This is a genomic window from Bradyrhizobium sp. LeoB3, assembly GCF_055456055.1.
Genome location: NZ_JBVBEF010000126.1, coordinates 1 through 18,446, shown reverse-complemented (window position 1 = coordinate 18,446; position 18,446 = coordinate 1). Strand labels below are relative to the sequence as shown.

General features: G+C 59.4%; 21 protein-coding genes and 1 pseudogene. 9 read left to right on the top strand and 13 right to left on the bottom strand.

Annotated elements, in window-relative coordinates:
• Window positions 1–510: 510 nt before the first annotated feature.
• Both ACZXDY_RS40430 and ACZXDY_RS40425 read right to left on the bottom strand, forming a co-directional pair.
• On the bottom strand, window positions 511–975 hold the full coding sequence (locus ACZXDY_RS40430) for a hypothetical protein (RefSeq protein ID WP_155255145.1): 465 nt from the start codon (window positions 973–975) through the stop codon (window positions 511–513).
• Window positions 976–1,061: 86 nt separating this feature from the next.
• Window positions 1,062–1,229 (bottom strand): hypothetical protein, encoded by a 168-nt coding sequence (locus ACZXDY_RS40425; protein ID WP_155255146.1) that lies wholly within the window; start codon window positions 1,227–1,229, stop codon window positions 1,062–1,064.
• Window positions 1,230–1,471: 242 nt separating this feature from the next.
• Between ACZXDY_RS40425 and ACZXDY_RS40420 the strand changes: the two genes are divergently transcribed.
• The 4 genes from ACZXDY_RS40420 (at window position 1,472) to ACZXDY_RS40405 (ending at window position 3,625) form a co-directional block, all read left to right on the top strand.
• A complete protein-coding gene (locus ACZXDY_RS40420; protein ID WP_028163648.1) occupies window positions 1,472–1,885 on the top strand; it encodes a hypothetical protein in 414 nt (137 codons plus the stop codon).
• Window position 1,886: 1 nt separating this feature from the next.
• Window positions 1,887–2,408, top strand: coding sequence for a hypothetical protein (locus ACZXDY_RS40415; protein WP_028163649.1), 522 nt, complete (start codon window positions 1,887–1,889; stop codon window positions 2,406–2,408).
• A 21-nt stretch (window positions 2,409–2,429) separates the two neighbouring features.
• Entirely contained in the window at window positions 2,430–3,092 is a 663-nt protein-coding gene (locus tag ACZXDY_RS40410) for an SOS response-associated peptidase (protein WP_464349328.1), read from the top strand.
• 116 nt (window positions 3,093–3,208) lie between these two features.
• Complete coding sequence (locus ACZXDY_RS40405; RefSeq protein WP_455996963.1) at window positions 3,209–3,625, top strand: hypothetical protein; 417 nt, start codon at window positions 3,209–3,211, stop codon at window positions 3,623–3,625.
• 120 nt (window positions 3,626–3,745) lie between these two features.
• Here the strand turns inward: ACZXDY_RS40405 and ACZXDY_RS40400 are convergent, their stop codons facing one another.
• The gene (locus tag ACZXDY_RS40400; protein ID WP_155255642.1) at window positions 3,746–3,958 is read right to left on the bottom strand and encodes a hypothetical protein; all 213 of its coding nucleotides are present in this window, start codon (window positions 3,956–3,958) and stop codon (window positions 3,746–3,748) included.
• A gap of 1,216 nt (window positions 3,959–5,174) precedes the next feature.
• Here ACZXDY_RS40400 and ACZXDY_RS40395 point away from each other — a divergent pair.
• From ACZXDY_RS40395 to ACZXDY_RS40380, 4 genes are all read left to right on the top strand, one after another.
• Window positions 5,175–5,612 carry a SpoIIAA family protein gene (locus ACZXDY_RS40395; protein ID WP_035692867.1) on the top strand — a complete coding sequence of 146 codons (438 nt, stop codon included), beginning with the start codon at window positions 5,175–5,177 and terminating at the stop codon, window positions 5,610–5,612.
• Window positions 5,613–6,799: 1,187 nt separating this feature from the next.
• Window positions 6,800–7,489, top strand: coding sequence for a hypothetical protein (locus ACZXDY_RS40390; RefSeq protein WP_464349327.1), 690 nt, complete (start codon window positions 6,800–6,802; stop codon window positions 7,487–7,489).
• Between the two features lie 2 nt (window positions 7,490–7,491).
• On the top strand, window positions 7,492–7,776 hold the full coding sequence (locus ACZXDY_RS40385; protein WP_464349326.1) for a hypothetical protein: 285 nt from the start codon (window positions 7,492–7,494) through the stop codon (window positions 7,774–7,776).
• On the top strand, window positions 7,773–8,009 hold the full coding sequence (locus tag ACZXDY_RS40380; protein WP_028169047.1) for a hypothetical protein: 237 nt from the start codon (window positions 7,773–7,775) through the stop codon (window positions 8,007–8,009). The genes ACZXDY_RS40385 and ACZXDY_RS40380 overlap by 4 nt, the downstream gene beginning before the upstream one ends.
• A 144-nt stretch (window positions 8,010–8,153) precedes the next feature.
• On the opposite strand, the gene ACZXDY_RS40375 is transcribed toward ACZXDY_RS40380, so the two are convergent.
• From ACZXDY_RS40375 to ACZXDY_RS40355, 5 genes and pseudogenes are all read right to left on the bottom strand, one after another.
• Window positions 8,154–8,402: a type II toxin-antitoxin system HicB family antitoxin gene (locus tag ACZXDY_RS40375; protein WP_028169046.1), complete on the bottom strand. Its 249-nt coding sequence runs from the start codon at window positions 8,400–8,402 to the stop codon at window positions 8,154–8,156.
• Window positions 8,399–8,662 (bottom strand): type II toxin-antitoxin system HicA family toxin, encoded by a 264-nt coding sequence (locus tag ACZXDY_RS40370; RefSeq protein WP_130227757.1) that lies wholly within the window; start codon window positions 8,660–8,662, stop codon window positions 8,399–8,401. The genes ACZXDY_RS40375 and ACZXDY_RS40370 overlap by 4 nt, the downstream gene beginning before the upstream one ends.
• A 700-nt stretch (window positions 8,663–9,362) precedes the next feature.
• Entirely contained in the window at window positions 9,363–9,608 is a 246-nt protein-coding gene (locus tag ACZXDY_RS40365; RefSeq protein ID WP_028169044.1) for a hypothetical protein, read from the bottom strand.
• Window positions 9,609–9,848: 240 nt separating this feature from the next.
• Window positions 9,849–10,276 (bottom strand): annotated as a pseudogene (locus ACZXDY_RS40360) (hypothetical protein).
• A 786-nt stretch (window positions 10,277–11,062) separates the two neighbouring features.
• Complete coding sequence (locus ACZXDY_RS40355) at window positions 11,063–11,203, bottom strand: hypothetical protein (RefSeq protein ID WP_155255640.1); 141 nt, start codon at window positions 11,201–11,203, stop codon at window positions 11,063–11,065.
• 216 nt (window positions 11,204–11,419) lie between these two features.
• On the opposite strand from ACZXDY_RS40355, the gene ACZXDY_RS40350 reads away from it, so the two are divergent.
• Window positions 11,420–11,599, top strand: coding sequence for a hypothetical protein (locus ACZXDY_RS40350; protein WP_028169043.1), 180 nt, complete (start codon window positions 11,420–11,422; stop codon window positions 11,597–11,599).
• A 553-nt stretch (window positions 11,600–12,152) separates the two neighbouring features.
• On the opposite strand, the gene ACZXDY_RS40345 is transcribed toward ACZXDY_RS40350, so the two are convergent.
• The 5 genes from ACZXDY_RS40345 to ACZXDY_RS40325 all read right to left on the bottom strand — a co-directional run bounded on the left by ACZXDY_RS40345 (window position 12,153) and on the right by ACZXDY_RS40325 (window position 18,050).
• Window positions 12,153–12,635 carry a phage terminase small subunit P27 family gene (locus tag ACZXDY_RS40345; RefSeq protein ID WP_464349325.1) on the bottom strand — a complete coding sequence of 161 codons (483 nt, stop codon included), beginning with the start codon at window positions 12,633–12,635 and terminating at the stop codon, window positions 12,153–12,155.
• Between the two features lie 528 nt (window positions 12,636–13,163).
• Window positions 13,164–13,556, bottom strand: a complete 393-nt coding sequence (locus tag ACZXDY_RS40340; protein WP_028169041.1) for a response regulator transcription factor — start codon at window positions 13,554–13,556, stop codon at window positions 13,164–13,166.
• A 39-nt stretch (window positions 13,557–13,595) separates the two neighbouring features.
• Window positions 13,596–15,089, bottom strand: a complete 1,494-nt coding sequence (locus tag ACZXDY_RS40335) for an MASE4 domain-containing protein (RefSeq protein WP_245287681.1) — start codon at window positions 15,087–15,089, stop codon at window positions 13,596–13,598.
• A 1,178-nt stretch (window positions 15,090–16,267) separates the two neighbouring features.
• The gene (locus tag ACZXDY_RS40330) at window positions 16,268–17,338 is read right to left on the bottom strand and encodes an IS110 family RNA-guided transposase (protein WP_028169039.1); all 1,071 of its coding nucleotides are present in this window, start codon (window positions 17,336–17,338) and stop codon (window positions 16,268–16,270) included.
• A gap of 409 nt (window positions 17,339–17,747) precedes the next feature.
• On the bottom strand, window positions 17,748–18,050 hold the full coding sequence (locus ACZXDY_RS40325; protein ID WP_028169038.1) for a putative quinol monooxygenase: 303 nt from the start codon (window positions 18,048–18,050) through the stop codon (window positions 17,748–17,750).
• Window positions 18,051–18,446 lie beyond the last annotated feature (396 nt).

Genomic DNA, 18,446 nt, shown 5'->3' with positions numbered 1-18,446 from the left:
ATGATTGTCAACCGCAGCGCCTGCTCGTCGTCGTCCAACATCCGGGTGACCGAGGTAATCGCTTCGTTCGCGCGGTCCGCCGCGAGCAAACACAGCTTCTCATGCTCACGGGATGAAAGCATGGTTATTCCCCTTTCGTTTCTTTTTAGTGGGTCGGCTTTTGTTGTCTGAGTTGTGTGCACTGCAGCGCCGCCGCGCCAGTTCGGCTCGCGGCATCGTGTTCGCGGCCGAACCATTGTAGGGATCTGGTCCATGCAATCGATTGCGGCCACCAAACTTGGCGCGGTTCATCCACGTCTCCACGATCTTCTCGTCGTCCATCGCCGCCCGCGGCATCCGGAACAGCCCGCACATCTCCATGCGGGGATGATGTCGAGCGTGCCGTCCTTACCGGCGCTGCGACCGCGTTGTCCTGTCCCAAGACTAGGACACCAGCTCAATCGGAGGGTCCGAAGCACATGTCCGATCGTCCAAAGGCTTAGCCCCGGCACAGTGCGGGACGCACGCCGTTTACTTGCCCTGCTGCTTCAGCGCCCACAGCCGGTAGGCTTCCTCGATGTACGGGTCCGGTGCTGTCGGTGGCGGGATCAGCTTCGCGCCCTCGTTGCGGAAGTGATCGAGGCCACGCCCGAGCTTGCGGCCTTCCAGCGTGTGCTGGTCGAGAGCGAAGTCCGGTATCTCGGGGACGTGGCCCTCAAGCATCGACCGCAACCCGATTGCCGCTGCGAAGTGACAGCCCGCACGCGACTTCGGCGATCGGCACATGATGCGGATCGCATTGCCCACCATCAACCGGGCTTCGCCGATGCTCTTGCTGTACCGCTCCCTCGACGCTGCGAGCGAGGCGGCGACGAACGGGAAGACGTGCGGCGCTGCCAGGGTGTCGAGGTCTTCATGGCAAATGACTTCGAGCCTGTTGCAGACCATGGTGTGGAAGGCTTTAGAGGTGTGCATGAGTTCGATGGCGAACTCCATGGCTTCACGCTCCACGCCGCGCCTGATCGCCTTCTGTAGGGCAGAGACGCAGGCCATTGCGGGAAGGCCGTTGCGGGTATCGGGGATCACTGGCTTGCTCCGTCTAGCGAGACGGGGCCGACAACGATGGTCTCGCCCGGTACCTTTGCCGCGACGAGCGCGCGGGCCTGTTCGAGCGAATAGGCGTAGACGGTGAAAAGCGGCTGCGGGTTCTGGGCGGGCCGGAGGATGGCGAAGTGCTTCGGGGTCTGCACTGGCTTGCTCCTGTCGGTTGGTGGTCTAACCGTTCAGCCACCAGTGGCGCGTGCAGTAAAACATTGTTTTTGCTGGTAAATTCATTATCCCGCATGATTACGGCCGTCCTTGTGCTTGCGCTTTGCAGGTGCGTCAGATGACGCACTGTCTTGCGGGCGCGTCGCCTTGTGCCCGGCGCGCTATCCACCGCAATTCCTAGTGGCTTGCCCGCCGTGCGCCGCCCGGCGCACCTTCCGCCTGCATGGGCACCAAATCGCGAGAGCGCGTCCATGGCGCGTCGGTCAGGGCGGCGGCCGAGGAAGCGGCCGAGGCGCGCAAGCAGGCCGACCGGCTCGCCTGTGAGGCTTGGAACAAGCGCATGCTGGCGTTTCAGGGTCCGGCGCAGCCATCGCCGACGCTGGGCGATGCCCTCAACGCCGGATACTGCTACCTCGAAGTGAAGTGTCTCGGCTGCGAAACGCATCAGACTGTCGCGCTCGACATCGTGCGGCGACCGAAGTCAACGCCGATCCAAGAGCTGGAGCGCTACATGCGCTGCAAGCTGTGCTCGGAGCAGCGCAGCTATGCCTACAAGCGGAGCCATCTCGTGGCGCTGCGGACCACCAAGATTTCAGCCAGCGATCCACCATCTACGTGGTGGCCGGGGGAGCGATAGTATGCCCACGAAAGAGCAATGGAAGAACGCGTATGCGACAATTGGCGAAATGGTTTTGCTTTACACCGCGCTCGATCACCAACTAAATCATATCATCATTGAGGTGATGTACCTCTCCACGTCGCCGATGCTGGAAACCATAGTCGCGACCCTCGACCCTCGGCAAAAGATTGAAATCCTAAAGAGCCGTGCGGCTCACCTCAGACAACCGAATTGGAAGAAAGCCGTCAAAGCGCATGCGGACCAACTAGAGCGCGTAGCAAAGATCAGAAACGCTGTCTGCCATACACCGTTGGTCCCCAACAAGAAGGGTGACGGTTTCGAGTTTGCTCCACAGGCCGCCACCAAACTGCTAAAGAGCATGACGGTCAGGAGCAAGGACGACTATTCGATTACACGTTTAACGTTGGATGATGTTCAGGAAGCCAAAACTTTGGCGATAAAGGCATTGGGTAGTGGCGAAGATATTCTGGCGAACTTCGCAATGCTTCGCTCTGCGTTGGAAGAGAAAGCTGGGGCATAAATCGCGGGCTTTTGCTGGATCGTGTGCAACCTCTACAGCATCACCACCAACCAAGCCGCGATCATCGCGCTGTTCCGCGTGATCAACCGCTACGTCGGCAACCTCGCGCCGATGCCGGGCGTGTTTCCGGACTACCCGGCACCAGTGGTGCGCAACTCGGGCGGCGAACTCGAAATGACGATGATGCGCTGGGGCATGCCGCCGCCACCACGAGCCGGTGGATACCCGGTAACTAACATCCGCAATACGTCATCGCCACACTGGCGGGCGTGGCTCAGCGCTGAGAACCGCTGCCTTGTCCCGGCCAACAGCTTCGCCGAGTACGCGCCGGAGCTAAACCCGGAGACGAAGAAAAAGGACGTGGTCTGGTTCGCGCTCGCCGACGAGCGTCCGCTGTTCGCGTTCGCGGGCGTGTGGATGACGTTCAACGGTGAACGCGGCACGAAGTCCAAGCCGGTGCCGGGGCCGCACCTTGTCTACGGCTTCCTGACAATCGCGCCCAACGCTGTAGTCGAGCCGATCCACCCTATGGCAATGCCGGTGATCCTGACCACCGACGAGGAGCGTGACGTCTGGATGCGCGCGGCGTGGGATGAGGCCAAGGCGCTGCAGCGGCCGCTGCCGGATGACGCGCTCAGGATCGTTATGCGCGGGGCGGACAAGGAAGATCGGGTGGCGGCCTAACGCAGGTAATTCGCTGCGGAGTGCCTCAAACTCGGTCAAAAAGCTTTGGAATAAGCGTTCTTGCACCTTTGCAGTCCCTGCAACCGGCGATAGTTTCAGCTTTGGGGGACCCTGCAATGGAATACATCCGCTTTGCCGTTAAATTTGCGTCGTTTGCCGTGGTCCTCCTGCTGATCGGCGGTTACATCTTCCTTGTCTACACCGGTGATGTTCCTAAGCCAGCCATCGAAGGCATGGTGAGGCAGGTCGTCCCATCGATGGCGACGGGTGGGTCGTTAATAGCCGGGATCGCGATCGTAGTGTGCCTGGGCCTTACGGCCGTCGCTCCGTTCATCTACGCGGCCCGATCCGGGGATGCATTCACAGTCATCGTGAGCATCGTGGCCTTGGTGGTCTGCTTTGTGATGCTGGTCTACAGCCGCACGGTGATCGACATGGTGCTTGCCGCGATCGGTTATTTTACGAGCGCATTCATATCGGTCGTCATGTATTCAACGACGCGGATCGTTGATGCCTTCGGACGATCGCCATAGGCCGAAATCCAAGGAAGCCCGAAGGTGGCAGCCCTCGCGACCGGGCGGTGATTTGAAGTCATAGTCATACGCTTAACTTAGGATGCGAGGGCTGCCACATTGAAGTTTCGGCACTTTGAACTACCCGACGATCACGCGTTTTTCTGCTCCATCCGCTCGCTCGTCGATGGTGTGTTTAAGCTCTTCGGTTGGCTCGCGCTGGCTGCAACGTTCCAACTCGGCGCTGAAACAACTCACAGCATTTTTCTTTGGACCATATGCGTGATAGCCTACGTGATGATCGCTGCATACTTGCAGACGTTCATCAGTTGGGTGTCGCACCTTAAGTTTCATGGAAACGCCAAGCCGATCCGAGATCTGAGGCCCGGAACAAATTCCAAATTGGCCGCTGTTCGCGGTCTAAGCAAGATAGCGGTGCCTATCAATATCTGTTTCTATCTGGATCGCTCTAATCATCGGGATGCAAACCGCAGTTGAAAAATCGGCATCGGCAATCGTGGAATTCCAGAGGTCTGCGAGGGCGAAATAGCAGATCAGGACCACTGGGTCCGGGGCGATCTCGCGACGTCTGGATGCGCGCACCTTGGGATGAGGCGAAGGTATTGCAGCGGCCGTTGCCGGATGACGCACTCAGGATCGTCATGCGCGGGGCCGACAAAGAGGATCGAGCGATGGCAGCATGACCGCGCTCATCCTCTGCCCATGCGGCGTCCCTCCCGCTTCATCGAACCGTGCCAGCCGACGAAGGTGATCCCGCCACCGTCCGGTCCGCTCTGGGGTTCACGAAATCAAGCACGAAGGCTATCGGCTGATGGTGCAGCGCGGCGGGGCACGGGTTCGGCCAACGATGCTGACCTAGATTGATCGGTCAAAGTTAATCCAGATCAATGCTGCGCTCAGTAAGGCCGCAGACGGTGATCATCCCACTACGGCCGTGGAGGTCGCCATGACTAACGCTGTACAAGCTTTTGTTCTCTGCGCAGGAGTTTTTCTGCTTTCGTTTGCCGCCATTGCTGCATTCTGGTTCGCGGAAAGATGGCGACCTGGCAGCGGACCACAGTGGACAACCACGCCAAAGAGAAAGGACTAGCTGACCTAAGCCGTTCGCCAATCCAGCGGCGGCTTTTAGCTCAACGAACGCATGCAGGGCGAGATCGGCGCGGCCATGTTCGAGCACACGCCTGCAAGCTCCGCCTTGAGGGCATCGTATCCAAGCACCGGGACGGGGCGGTCGTCGCACTGGCTATGTGGAAGACCGCTCGGCTAGCCAACCACGCGCCGAGTTACAGCAGTCTCAGTGTGAACGGCTCCGCAGACGGCTACTTTTTTGGGGTCTAACCTTATCCTCCCATGCAAGGAATTTTATTTAAGTTAGGGAGTCCGATTATGGAAACTTCCAAACAAGCACACTCGTTTTTGCGGCTTTCCCAGTTTTGATGGCCGCAGTATTCTACCTGGCATTTGAAGGGGCGGGTGCCGACGCGCTTCTTGCAATTGCAACGTTGGTCCAGTGACACAGCGCCGACCCAAAGCGGCATGAGGTCCAGGCTTGGAAGACGCCGCGCTGCTGGCGGTCTGGTTCTTCTTGCGCCGGGCGGAGCCACCGCTGCAAGGGAGAGCTGCAATGATCCAAACAGAGCTGATCTTTGATCGTGTGCTGAAAATAACCGTGCCTGAGAAGTTGAAGGCCGGGGACTTTCGGCAGCTTGCTCCGCAGATCGATTCCCTCCTCGAGCAGCAGGGCAACATAAGCTTGCTGGTTGACGCCTCGAATTTTGGCGGCTGGGAAGATATCGCTGCGTTCGAGAAGCACATCGGCTTCGTGAAAAATCACCACCAGAAAGTGGAGCGCATCGCCGTTATCGTTGGGCATAGCTGGCAGTATTGGGTCATCGGCACCATGCGGCTATTTCTGCATCCCGAAGTGCGGACCTTTGAAAGAGGCGAAGAACGTGAAGCCTTAGAGTGGATCACCGGGGAAGCCTGAGCGAGCCAGCTGGCTAGAAATCACGGGTGTGTGTGTCGATTTCCCAGCGGGAGGGCGGTTCATTGATATTATCGCGGTCGATCATCAAGGCAAGTACGTCGTGTTCGAGCTAAAAGCCTCGCGCGGTTATGATCGAGTGATCGGCCAACGCTTGCGTTATATGACAACCGCTTCGCCCGCCATGACTCGGGCATTCGCCGCCAGTGCCGGCTGCTAGCCACTAGACCGCATCAAAAAACGGGTCCAAGGACTGAGCCAATCGGTCCGCCATTTGCGTAGCGGTCGGCGTGGACTGCTTTTCGAGAGGCAGCGAGCCGAGAGAAATGACGGCCAGCCCAGTACAGGCGGCAAGAACGGCTATCGCGATCGCAGCGAGATATTTGGTCCTCATAGCGACGGTCCCTTTTATCGTCCCATGAACTAACTGGGCACTCTCTGAAATGGTTCCGAGTGCGATCCCTGTGTCCGTTGGGCTATCGTCTAAGACCCAGCCGACCGAGTCCCGGGTTCTCCGAATGGAACATCGCGTCTCTATCAAGGATCAAGGAACGAAAGCCCCTGCTAGGCTTTAGAAAAGACATGAGAGTCGCTCGCCGGTACTAACACGGCGCAATGTCGCGGATAGCCAAAGGTCGCTAATAAAGACCGGCCAAAAGCGGCGGTCTCCGGTTCCATTCGGAATGGCCAGCCGTGCTCGCAAGCAGGAGAGCTAGGGGCGTAGCTCTTCGCTGCTGGGCGCATTCTTGCCCCGAACGAGGCTTCGTTATGCCCAACCGGATTGACATAGACCACAAACACAGCCGCGCCATTGTTCGAGAGATCGGCGAGAGATTGCGTGCGTCGTTGAAACCGGAGCCGGAATTGCCAGCGAGCATTAGAACGCAAATCCACCGGCTCCGCGAATTGGAAGAGCAGTCACCATCGATCATTCCGGCGGCTGAGCGCTGAGACAGGCCTCGCCGCTGAGCCGCTGTGGGACAGCACAGACGGCTCGGCCGAACATGGACGAGCAATGCCATCGGTGAAACGCCGTGCGTCAAGAATTTTGCGTGAGTACGGTGAGGCGCAATCCGAATTGATCGGCAAAACCGTCGTCCTTACCGATGGAGCGGATCGGAAGGATTGCCTCCCTGGCGAATTCCTTTGGTGCTATACTTTAAGCAGTTGTCGCACTGAGGGAGGCATCGATGTCCGGCAAATCGCGATACGGCGGCTTCGGGAGCGTTAACAGACATTACGCGACCGACATCGCGGCCGATAAATCCAGCCGCGCAGCGGCAAACACCGCGGCCGCCAGTGACGTAGCCGTTCAGGCCTCGTGGGCGCAGTATGTTCAGAACCTTGTAACCGAGCAGATCGCAGAGATCCGTGACGGCGTCATCGCGGGATTGCGGGAGGGGATCAGCGAGCAGCGCGACCGCCTGTTCGATGAGACCAACAAATTCCTTCGGCGCGAGTCGGATAGCAATTCAGCGAAAGTGGAAAGGGCGCTGGCCGATATCCGCGCGGCCAAGGCGGAAATGCGGGAAGCAATCCGAACCGAGCTTCGCGCCGAAATGCGCGCTGAGATCGCAGAGCGGACGGCGCTGATCAAACAGCCGGCCGATGGCATACCGGGTCCGCGCGGTGAAAAGGGTGAGCCCGGTTCGCTGCCGATGATCGAGCCGTACACCGCAGGTCGCATCTACTATCGCGGCAACGTGGTGGCCGATCAGACCGGCAGTTATCAGGCCAAGCGCGATACCGCGCAAGCACCGTGTCCGGAGAGCGAGGACTGGACCTGCATGGCGCGGTCGGCGCCGACGGCAAGGATGGTCGTACAATCCGGTCCCGCGGTACCTACGATGCCGCAAAAACCTATGAACGGCTCGATATAGTTATGCTGAACGGGTCCAGCTTTGTCGCGCAGCGTGACGATCCTGGCCCATGCCCCGGCGAGCACTGGCAATTGTTCGCTTCCGCAGGCAAGCGCGGCCAGCAGGGTCAGAAGGGCGAGCGCGGTGAGCGTGGTCCCGCAGGTCCGCTCGCGATTGTACCGCGGATCGCGCGTTCTGAAATCGATGCCGAGTACAATCTCCATCTCGACTACACCGACGGCTCTCACGACACCATTCCGCTTCGCCCGGCGTTCGAGCAGTTCCAGATGGAGACCGGACGAACATGAAACACGATGCAATCGAGCCTTTCCACCGCGATGACCTGAAGCGCGCCAGAGAACTAACTTATCTCCGCGCATCCGCAGAAGCCTATTTCCTCATGGGCATCAAAGGCTGGAAGTTCGACCACGATACGTTTCGCCTGACGCCGGTCCTGCTCGACGGCAGCGACGGGCCGGTCGCGGAATTGCGGGAGATGTACGCGCACTTTCTCAGAGAGCACGCGCGCAAAGGTAGTTAAGGTACACCCAGGAGCGAGATGTTGCTGCGCGAGCATTCGCGCATCGCCTGACGCGCTGGTACGGGGCAGGCCTCTGTAAGCACTGGGTCAAGGGAAAAACGGCGCACACTCCGCCCATTTGTGGGTTCAGGATCAGCTTTGAGGTTAGTAAATCGCTTTTCGGAATAGACTATCCAGCCGCGTGCTTAACGTCGGCGATGGAATCGGCCGCCCCAACTTGCTCGCCGCTTCGATCCACACCGTGATGGCGTTCTGCGCATTGGCAAAAGCCTCGGCCGGACTTTCACCGTCCGACATGCACCCGGGCAGATCCGGCACCAGCGCGATGAAGCCGCCGCCATCCACCGCTGGCAACGGGCGGATCAGCACGGGATATTCGGTCAGCTGATTCATGAAAGATGCCAGATAAGCTCGAGGAAACGGACAAGGTCAAGGAAACGTACCACACGCCGGATATGTATCGGTTTGACCGATCGTCCGGAAGGAACGGTCATGATGTGATCCAGGCGCTTACCGAACAGCCTGTAGTGCGATCCACTGCCGCGCGCAGCTTCGCACGAGACGTTATACTGTTGGCAAAGCTTCTCCACGTCCTCAATAGTCCAACCGGCTTGCGGGTTTCGCCGCATCCGGTCCAGAAGATCGTCGACCAATGGCTGCTCCCAAAGGAAGGCGGCCAGATCTAAACAAGCACTGGCGCAAAAGCCATTTTAATTGCCGGATTTTCCCGCTTTCCGTCAAGAAGCTGCTTTCGCGGTGCAGCATCAGTTTCTGAAGCGTCCGGGACGGCGCGGGCCGCTGCAACCGCTGGAGATGAAGAATCGGGCCTAACCCGCCTATTCGCAGGAGCAAGATTGATTCTGAACTTTCTGGCCGCCCATAGGCATAAATTGCACTGACGCGGCTTAGCAAAAATCGTCGTTTTCTTCGTCGCTCCAAGCTCCGGCTTGGATGGCAGATGCTGATGACGGCGGCGAGAAGGGTTTGCCCTGCGTATCCCGGAAAGGGCCTATACCACGGCGTGATCGCCGCTGGCGGCCTTTGCGCGGTGATGGGCGGCGTTCGTGGCCCGAGCCATCGGAGAGCCGGCAATGATCCAAACAGCCCCGCCTTCCGAATCGACATAAAAACTCACCCCCCGTATTCCTGATCTTCGCTTTTCTATCTCTAAAGAACCCGATCCGCATCGTCAGCTTCAACACCGCCGAAGGCTGGTCGCGCGATGCCTCGGAGGAGATCGCCGCCGAGCTGAGCCAGCGCTGCGCCGAGATTCCGGAGCCCTTGGCAGCGTTCCTCGGCCGCTATGGCGAGCCGCCCGCAATCCAGCTGGCGCTGCCGATGCAGCTGTAGCCGTCAGCCCTGACTTGCGGCCTCGTCCATCTCCTCCCAATCTCGCTTCAGCTTCGCGGCGATCTCATCAATCATAGCAAAGGCATGCCCCTTCGTGGTCGTCGCAAGCCAGACGTTGAAGGTGATATGGCTAGCGCAGAGATCGATCAGCTCGCGACGCTCGTCCTCGCCGAAGACGTGATGGCTTGCCGCGTTAAGCGCGTCATTGCCGAGGCCGAGCACGGCACTCTTCAATTTGGCGTAGGTCATCGACACGTCGGCCGCCGAGCAGCCGCATGGTTTCGCAATCGCATGGTTACTCTTTCTTTGATTGGGTCGGTTTAATTGTCCATTTGCGTTGTGTGCACTGCACTGCCGCTGCACCAGCGTCGCTCGCGGGATCGTGCTTGCGGCGGCGACATTGTCGGGAATTGATCCATGCAATTGGAAATTGACGAGCAGGCCGTTTTCGTCGCACCGGAGCTGGACATTCCATCCGTTTGCGCCAGCTTAGCGATCCTCCTCGCTCGGGTGCACCCATTATAGGGTGAGATCTGACCCTGTTCGGTGAGTTTGATCATGTGCACGGGCGGCGCGGCGCTCCCCTTGCGGCAGTGGCGACACTTCAGCGAGGCTTCCAGTTTCCAGATTGGCGTATCGCGTGGCCGGCGGATGCAATCCAGCGGAATGCTCGCGCGGGTCTTGCAGCGGTTGCACTCGACCTCTAGCCAGGACAGGCCGCCGTTGAGGCATTGGCCGATGGTCGGCGACGGCTGCGCCGGGCCGCCGTAACCTTCCATCCGAACGGACCATGCCTCGGCCTCGGCGCGGTCGGCCGCCTTGATCGCCTTGGTCGTCTCCTCGCGGGCGTGCTTGGCGCGGAGGGCGGCGCCCATGATCTGGCCGCCCCAGATGACCTCACGCGATTTGGTACCCATGCCGGCAATTACAGCGAGTCACGGCCTGGGATTCAATCCACTAGGACTGGCGTCGGTCGGTCGGTCGAGCCCAAACCTCGGTCAATAGTGCTGCTGCTGGGCGACAAATAAAGAGCCCCCGGCTTCCATCGGGGGCTCCGCAGGGTGTCGTCTTCAAGTAGGCGCCAAATGTGAAAAGGGGCATCTCCACATTCAGCACGAGCAAGTGTGCCATGCCGAGGCCTGAGATCAAATAACTTGGGTTAGGGTGTGGCGGCGATGGGGGCCGGTGATTGCCCTTCGCCATGTCGTGGCGGTAGTGCCCCGTCGAGGCGGCTCTTAACCTAGGTGGTTGATGGTGCCGGTTGGCATGGCACCCTTACGGCGCTGGTGGATAGTCCGCTAGGCGCGCCAACGTGCTGACGAATGGGACCAGATGAATTCGAAAAATTGGGAAGGTGCCATTCAGATGCTGGTTTAGGCCATTGAGGAAATTGCGAAGACCGGCAACAAAAAGGCCGAGCACCACGCGCGTCTGGCGTTGAAGCACCTTCGGCCTTCAGGCGACGAACGCACAGTATCTTAGTCAAGCTGCTTGACGCAGGCCGTTGCGTCGATCTCTTCCAGGACCAGATTCGAAGTGACTTTTCCGCGTAGCGTTTCGTCGACGGACACGTCATCGCCGAGTTGCAAGCACTTTCCGAACCATGGCGTCTGCTGTCATCGGCCTGTGCTCGGCAAGAATTTTTGCGACCATCATCAGCCGCGTGCGGCTCAATTCAACCTCGTGAAAGCCATCGTAACGGGCTATCGCCAGAACACAGCAAACGCGGCCATCATGGCCGCCGCCACGCAGGCGAGCCCGACAATATAGGGCATGTCGCGTTTCTCGCGCGGCGTCATGATCACTTCCTCTCGTTGCCTTAACCCGAACCAGCGCTTGCTCATCCATTCCCGTCGGCCAGAGCGTGCTGCCCCGACGCGACTGGAGCGACGCGCCGGGGCTGCGCTCCTCTTCCGGCCGACCACGGACTGAGGGTCGAGACAATCGGCCGAGAGGTTGCCTGCTGAGCCATGCGCGGTCTGGGGCGGAAAGTCTGTGCACTTGTGCACCCAGGACTCAGATTTTCGGGAAAAGCTAGTAATTTGTCCTAAGGTGGCAGGATGAAGCACTACAGCGTTTATGCGATCGGAGCGGATGGAGTGATTTCCATGCGCATCGATCTTTGTCTTGCAAATGATGACGATGCGAAGAAACGAGTGCAGCTAATTGCATCACAATATCGGGAGGTTGAGCTGTGGCAAGGTGCGCGAATGATCGCGGAGTTCAAGCGACCGCATTAAAAGGGAAAGCCCCCGGATGAGGGATATCTCTTCGGGGGCAGCAATCAGTCTTCACGCAGGTTGGGGCGCTGAAAGAGAAACGGGAATATCTCAACCAGCCGGGGCGAGGTGCCATGCCGGCTGGTGAGATCAATAACTTAAGTTAGCAGAGGCGTTTGATGCTGCCGCTCGCTCACAGTTTCCATGGTCGCGCGCCGAGGCGCATGTGGGCCGAAACGGTTTGCTTCTGAACGCACCATATTCAAGCCTTTCCTCGAACTTCGGCGGCACGTCGTCGAGCATGCGGGACGGCCTCGCCGCATCTAGACATCCGCTGATCCGATACCTGGCCATGGCGATCGGGAATTTCTGGTCGAATGCTGGAAGCAGTGTTTGGCCGAAACGATAGCAGATGTTGAGGTAGCAAGGGTCCGGCCGAGAGCTAATCTCTTGACGGCAGTCATGGAGAAAAGCTGCGATGGCGCTGCCGTCAAACTCCGCCGCTCTTCGAGCAGTCCAGGTGCGAGCGCGATGGATAAGCCCGGCGAGCCCGGAAGCTCGATCCTCGACAGTCTCAGCCGAGCAGCCCGTCGAACTTCGATGGCGGTGGCGGCGGCGTAATGCCGCTGAGCCGCAACCTCCCACTCGGCGTAAGGCCGAACTGAGCGCCGAGGCGCTGCATATCGGCCATCGCTTGGCTCGCGATGCGCAGCAGCGGGTTCGTAACCTGACTGCCTGCGCTGCCCTCGATCGTCAGCGCATGGCCACGCTCATCCTGCTCTGCCATGCGCTGGATCGCCTCCTCGGCCTGTCTGAACTGAGCGGTGGCGGCGCAGCAGGCGGCAAGCGGGCCGACATCGAGGACGGTCAAGAGATTCAGCCGATGCAGCTCAGGCGCGATCTGCTGCCATACTTCCTTCGCGTAGGCGTTCAGATGGTCTGGCGGCGGAGGGCATTCTTCCGCGCGTGCAGGCTCCGGCGGAACGCGGAGGCGGCGCTTGCCGGGGTTGCCCCTGAGCAGGCGGAGATGCGGATGTTCGGGCGGCGGACCGGGCATAAAATCCCTCCGTTAACTCGTGATGACGGACAGATTACCACAGTTAGCGTCGCGCGGAGATCGCAATCAGGCCGAGCCGAGTCCACTTATGAGGTCACAGGAGAAAGGCACATATGAATGCATCGGCCAATGTCTGCCCCTGAGGGATGACCGGGCATGAGGCGGACTTGGCCTGATGTCGCACTTTGACCCTGGCTGTGTAAAAACGCAAAGGCGCTTGATGGCAATCCATAGGCGACCTCGGTCAAGCCCATGAGCCAAGGTTGCATGCCTTGCCCACTGGAGAGTGCGATGAGAATGTTCCTGCTTGGAGCGAGCGGCAGAACAGGAAACTTGGTCATTGAGCGGGCTCTCGCGCGGTCACGAAATCACGGCAGTCGTACGCTCCGCGCTAGTCGAGGAACCGCGCGATCACTTACGCATCGTCGTTCGGAATCCGTCGCGCCCCGATGATTTGGCACCGAACCCTTGCAGACCATGACGTCGTGATTTCCTCCCTCGGTCAACGCTCCCACGTGACTGTGATCATCATGAACGATATTCATCTGGCTTGGCCCGCTCCAGAGCCGACGAGATGCATCCAAGCAAAGCATCCTCATCACACGGCTTGGTCAGGTAGCAAATGATGCCATCAGCCAACGCACGAGCCCGAACGCTGTCGTCTAGGTGAGCGCTGATCAGAATCGTTGGAATGGCATAGCCCGATTCCACCAACCGGCGATGCAGCTCAATCCCGGTCATTTGCGGATAATGGAGGTCCACGATCAGGCAGGACGTATTGCGAACATTCGGGGAGGACAAAAAAGCCAGCTCGGATGCGAAGGCCTCGACCGTGAACCCCCAAGATTTCATCAGACGCGCTACAGCCTCGCGAAAGTCCTCATCATCATCGATGATCGAGATCAGGGTCTCCGTAGGCAATTCGGCCTCCTGCATCTTTCAAGAGTAGCACCGCGCATGCTAGTGCTCCCGGTGGGCGGGCAGCGTGAAGTGAAAAATGGCACCTCGGGGCAGATTGGCGGTCACCCACAACCGCCCCCCATGGGCCTCGATGATCGACCGGCAAATCGACAGCCCCATCCCCATCCCGTGCACCTTGGTCGTAAACTGCGGTTTGAATATCAGATCGATAGCGCTCGGCTCGACACCCTTCCCCACGTCTTCCACCGACACCATCAGACTGCCGGAGTCGTAGACTTTAGACCTTAAGGAAAGTACCCGGTCCCCATCTTCAGTGGACATTGAATCGATCGCGTTCGTTATCAAATTCACGAGCACCTGCTGCAGCTGAACCTCGTTGCCCTCTATCGGTGGGAGCGATTGGTTGTAGTCGGTTTGAACCGCTACCCGATGCCTCCGCAGGTCGTCGCGCACGAGCGCCAGAGCTTCGCGGATCAGATTGTTGACGTCGAGCGAAGTCCGGGTTCGTGCTTCCGTCTTGAAGAGCGTCCGAATATTCTCGATCACCGCGCCCACACGGTGCCCGTTGTTCACGATTTGCTGTAATGCGACTTTGGCCTCATCGATGTTGGGCGTCGCGCGATCAAGCCAGCGCAGGCTCGCACTGGCCTCCATAGTCATCGCCGACAATGGCTGCTTGATCTCGTGCGCAACGGTGGCTGCGACCGCGTCCCCCGTCAGCAGACGCACCTCGCGCTCGCGGCGTTGGGCAAGGACTGCGCGCAGCAGTTCACCGTATAGCATCGTCACTTCTTTCATCAGGATGAGCAGCACAAGGCTGCCGGAAAGCACGCCGTAAACTCGCCCGGCATACCAGCCGACGCTAAAGCGGTACGGGATAGGAAAGGCGGTGAGGGCGATCTCGATGATGTATGCGAACAAGACCAACATCAGCCAGAGATCGAGCACCGAGCGGTGCCGCAGCCATAGCAAGACAAGCGCGACGACGAATAATCCCGCCATCGGTCCGACCGCGTAGTACCAGAGATAGGAAACCTCCGCCGTGTCGAGCATGATGCGCGGGAGGAGCGCATGGCCTGCTGTAACGAAAACTGTTGCGCAACAGACGAGCGCAGTAACTGATCCGACAGTCGTAAGGACCCTCGCACGAATGGAGCGTGGCGACAGCCACTCCATCGGATCGGCATCCTTCAGCAGTGTATAGACGATCGCGAACAGGGCGAAGCCCACGTGCGACAGGACATAGAGCCAAACCGTACTCTGGAGGCCGCCGCCAAGGCCGCCCTCCGGAGCCAATACGCCTGGAAATGTGAGCGTCCAAGGAATTGCGATGAGCGCCGTCAGGAAATAGCCATTCGCCAGTGCGAGGAGCGCATACGAGCGTAGGACGGAAAACTGCGCGAAGAGCAGGGCTGCGGTGATAGAGTCGATGACGAAAATCGCAGTGCCGTAGGCGGGTATAAACGCGTCAACCCGCCTCAGTGGTAGTCCCGAGAGCGGGCCTGCCACGATGACAAAGACAACGAGCAGCACTAGCACAACGCCAAGCGCAAATCGCCTTTGAGCGACGCTGGGCGAAAGATTCGAGAGTACTAACTCATGCGCCTGTAATCCGGCCGCTGACCTTTCCATGAACATATTCGCCTCACGTCGAAAGCCCGCGATGGGCGGCAATTTCGAGTTCGCCGGCCTCTAATTCGAAATCAGACTTCCAGAATGTGGTGCCTTTCCTACCCACCATTTGCCCGACGAGATCGTCCGATCTCACTAGCCCGAAGTCGCAGGCGCCTCGACCATAGTCTAATGCTAGCGATCACCTTCGCCAATGCCGGCACGACGCGAGTGCAATTGAGCGATATGGACGTCTCTCTGACCTGACCCCGCCGAAAGATGCGCAGCCCGCTAATGAAGTTGAGTGGAAGAGGCCCCGGATGTGCACGGGGGAAAGGACACGAGAGCTTCACTCGGGGCCCGCTCGCGCCGGAGGTGGGCTGACCAGGCGGGGTCTTTAGCTAGCTCAACCGCAAATGCGGATATCGTTTCTAAGTCCGCTCCTGCCTACGCCCGAACGGAGCCAGCGTCGTAGGCCCCGGAGCGGCGACTTCCCTCGCTACCCTGGCCGACTGGTGGAAACATCACTCCGCGGCGCCGGACCGTAAGCCGTGTCCGGTCGAATTAGCACCGGGAGTCGGCCCTGGCGGACAAGCCGACAATAAGAGCCGCCTATGGGCGGCGCTGCACGGCGCTATTGGCCAATGTCCGGAATTGGCCCGAATGTATGGTCCGGCCGTGCGTTGCAAGAGGTTTCGTCAACCTGGCAGATGTGGTCTTGCATCAATGTATCCGGCCTCTGCTTGGAGCGCGTTGTGCTCCGGGCCATCATGGATATCAGCGCGCATGCGATCTTATCATGCGACAGGCCTCGACCGGGCCATTCGGGCCACCAGTGTTCGCATGCGCCGGGAAGACCGATCCTCCATCGTCGTCTCATCCTCTCGCAGACCTCGGCGGGCAGACTAAACTACATCATCGATAGCTCCTCATTTGTGCTGTTCCTTTGTTCGTGCCTGGCGGCCGTTCCTTCGTCCCGGCCTGCGCGCGTGGAGACGCGCCGCGCGGAATGTCTTGTCAAGGCTGGCCGTCGCGCAGGCCTCGCCTCTTGCGTCGTGATGCCAGGCCACGCCTTGACGGGACCGAGCACGGCGCGAGGGTTACGCTGGACGGGACGCCATCGCATCGGTCTTGTCGCACGTGAAGGCGCGCCCCTTGTGGAGAACCACCCAAGCGATGCGGGCGAGCTTGTTGGCCAGCGCAATGGCAAGCACGTTGTGGTGCAGTCGCTTCTTCGCCGCCTCGATCCAGGATTTGAGCCCATAGCGCTCCCAATGTTTTGGTCCGAGCTTGACCAGCACGACCCAGGCTGCCTGAACGAACAGAGTGCGCAGATAGCGATTGCCTCGCCTTGATATGCTGCCGAGGATAGTCCGGTCTCCCGTCGAGATTTGTTTCGGTACCAGCCCGAGCCAGGCGCCGAAGTCACGGCCTTTGGAGAACACCTCTCCGGTGCCGATCGCGGCCACCATCGCGCTCGAGATGATCGGACCGATGCCGGGCACCGTCATCAGCCGCTCGCAGTGCTGATCCTGATGGGCGAGCGTTTCAATCTCGCCGGAGAGGCCTTCGATGCGTGCATCCAGGTGGCGCCAGTCTGCTGACAGATCTTCGAGGATGCGCACAATGCGAGGCGAGAGCACATCGGTGCACGTTGCGAGGATCCCCGGCAACTCGGACCGCAGGAAACGCAACCCTTGCCGCACCGCAACGCCTCGCTCCAGCAGGAAGGCGCGGATCTGATTGATGATGCCGGTACGCTGACTGACCAAGCGCTCGCGGACGCGGTGCAGGGCCTGCAGGTCAAGTTGGTCCGCGGTCTTGGTCGCAACGAACTTCATGGTCGGGCGTTGCACCGCCTCGGCAATCGCCTCCGCATCGCGGAAGTCGTTCTTCTGTCCCTTCGAATACGGCCGCACGTATTTGGCTGGCATCAGCCGAGCATTGTGGCCGAGTAGCTGCAGCTTGCGGCTGAGATGATGTGCGCCGACGCAAGCCTCCATGCCGACCAGGCACGGTGGCAGGTTGGCAAGTCGCGCGTCGACCTGGCCACGCGACCATTTCTGCCGCAGCACGATCGCACCACGGCGATCGTGTCCCACGACGTGGAATGAGTTCTTGCCGATATCGATGCCAACCACGGCGATTGCGCTGCTAGATTTCTGAGACATGGCGTGCTCCTTGTCTTCGCTGCCCCCGAGCCAGCTTCTGTCACTGGCGGGGCTGGAGCACGGCCGGACCATCCCATTATGCGAAGTCCGCGCGGGAGCGGAAATGGTCTGCTTATCGCGGTAGATCGGAAGTTACTGGTCGACCTTCCAATCGGCGCTTTCCCTTGGCTGTGTAAAAACGCGAAGGATCGAAACGCGACTAGAATTACATTCTTCAGTTCGTTCTTTAAGTTGAGTGCGCCTGCGAGTTTGAGGGCTAAAAGAGTTTGGACGAATAACTTCTTCTATCGTCATAAGCGTCGTGGCGTTTTCACACAGCCAAGACCATAGCGGACTCCCGTCTTAAGTTTAGGTTCAGCAAATCCGCGACGCTAGAAGCTTGGCCATCGAATGCGCGCCGTCTTGGACTTTACTTCGGAGGCTTTTGGGCCAGGATGTCTATCTTGTGAATCGTCGGCGATTTAGCCAACAGCTCATCGGCTTTTGCCATCAGCGCCGCTGCGACCTTACCATTTAGATGTGCATCGCGGCCGGACTCGTCATTGAATGTGTCGAAGATGGCGAAGGACGAGGGACCTTCCTGAATCGCGAACCAACTGACGGTGCCCGGTTCAGCGTCTACCAACGGCAGCGCCGATTTCAGGAATTCCGCAACTTCCTTTTCCTTGCCTGGCTTGGCTTCAAGGGGAACATAGAGAGCAACCTTAGACATCGTTTACTCCACAATGCTGTTTGACACGGGCGACGGGGCACCGCCGGTAAAAGGACGTATCGAGATTGACGATTGACTTCCAATCACGGTTCCGTTTGATCGCATCGCAGGAGCTGCGCTCTCTCAGCTTTTCGGTGGGCGCTATGAGCATGCCGACGCGCGGGCTCTACCTGTGGAACGAACTTAGCGGACCTATCGCTTCCGCACTCCGATGTTCGCTCTGGGGGGCAACCCGAAGACCACAACTAACGGCGTGATGTCGGCTTTCTGGGGTAGATCGGACAGGGCCTGTGCTGGCCTTCGACCGCGGCTTTTGACCCGGAACGGACATTCTGAACGTGTTGAAAGCGCCTAGAGTTTCACTAACTCGGCGGGCTGCTGGCATCAGCGCTGACG

Coding starts and splice junctions, on each gene's coding strand:
- ACZXDY_RS40430 (WP_155255145.1), bottom strand. CDS start 975: ATGGAGTTCGCCATCGAACTCATGCACACCTCTAAAGCCTTCCACACC.
- ACZXDY_RS40420 (WP_028163648.1), top strand. CDS start 1,472: ATGGGCACCAAATCGCGAGAGCGCGTCCATGGCGCGTCGGTCAGGGCG.
- ACZXDY_RS40415 (WP_028163649.1), top strand. CDS start 1,887: ATGCCCACGAAAGAGCAATGGAAGAACGCGTATGCGACAATTGGCGAA.
- ACZXDY_RS40405 (WP_455996963.1), top strand. CDS start 3,209: ATGGAATACATCCGCTTTGCCGTTAAATTTGCGTCGTTTGCCGTGGTC.
- ACZXDY_RS40400 (WP_155255642.1), bottom strand. CDS start 3,958: ATGAAACTTAAGGTGCGACACCCAACTGATGAACGTCTGCAAGTATGC.
- ACZXDY_RS40390 (WP_464349327.1), top strand. CDS start 6,800: ATGTCCGGCAAATCGCGATACGGCGGCTTCGGGAGCGTTAACAGACAT.
- ACZXDY_RS40385 (WP_464349326.1), top strand. CDS start 7,492: ATGCTGAACGGGTCCAGCTTTGTCGCGCAGCGTGACGATCCTGGCCCA.
- ACZXDY_RS40380 (WP_028169047.1), top strand. CDS start 7,773: ATGAAACACGATGCAATCGAGCCTTTCCACCGCGATGACCTGAAGCGC.
- ACZXDY_RS40375 (WP_028169046.1), bottom strand. CDS start 8,402: ATGAATCAGCTGACCGAATATCCCGTGCTGATCCGCCCGTTGCCAGCG.
- ACZXDY_RS40365 (WP_028169044.1), bottom strand. CDS start 9,608: ATGACCTACGCCAAATTGAAGAGTGCCGTGCTCGGCCTCGGCAATGAC.
- ACZXDY_RS40355 (WP_155255640.1), bottom strand. CDS start 11,203: ATGAGCAAGCGCTGGTTCGGGTTAAGGCAACGAGAGGAAGTGATCATG.
- ACZXDY_RS40350 (WP_028169043.1), top strand. CDS start 11,420: ATGAAGCACTACAGCGTTTATGCGATCGGAGCGGATGGAGTGATTTCC.
- ACZXDY_RS40345 (WP_464349325.1), bottom strand. CDS start 12,635: ATGCCCGGTCCGCCGCCCGAACATCCGCATCTCCGCCTGCTCAGGGGC.
- ACZXDY_RS40330 (WP_028169039.1), bottom strand. CDS start 17,338: ATGTCTCAGAAATCTAGCAGCGCAATCGCCGTGGTTGGCATCGATATC.
- ACZXDY_RS40325 (WP_028169038.1), bottom strand. CDS start 18,050: ATGTCTAAGGTTGCTCTCTATGTTCCCCTTGAAGCCAAGCCAGGCAAG.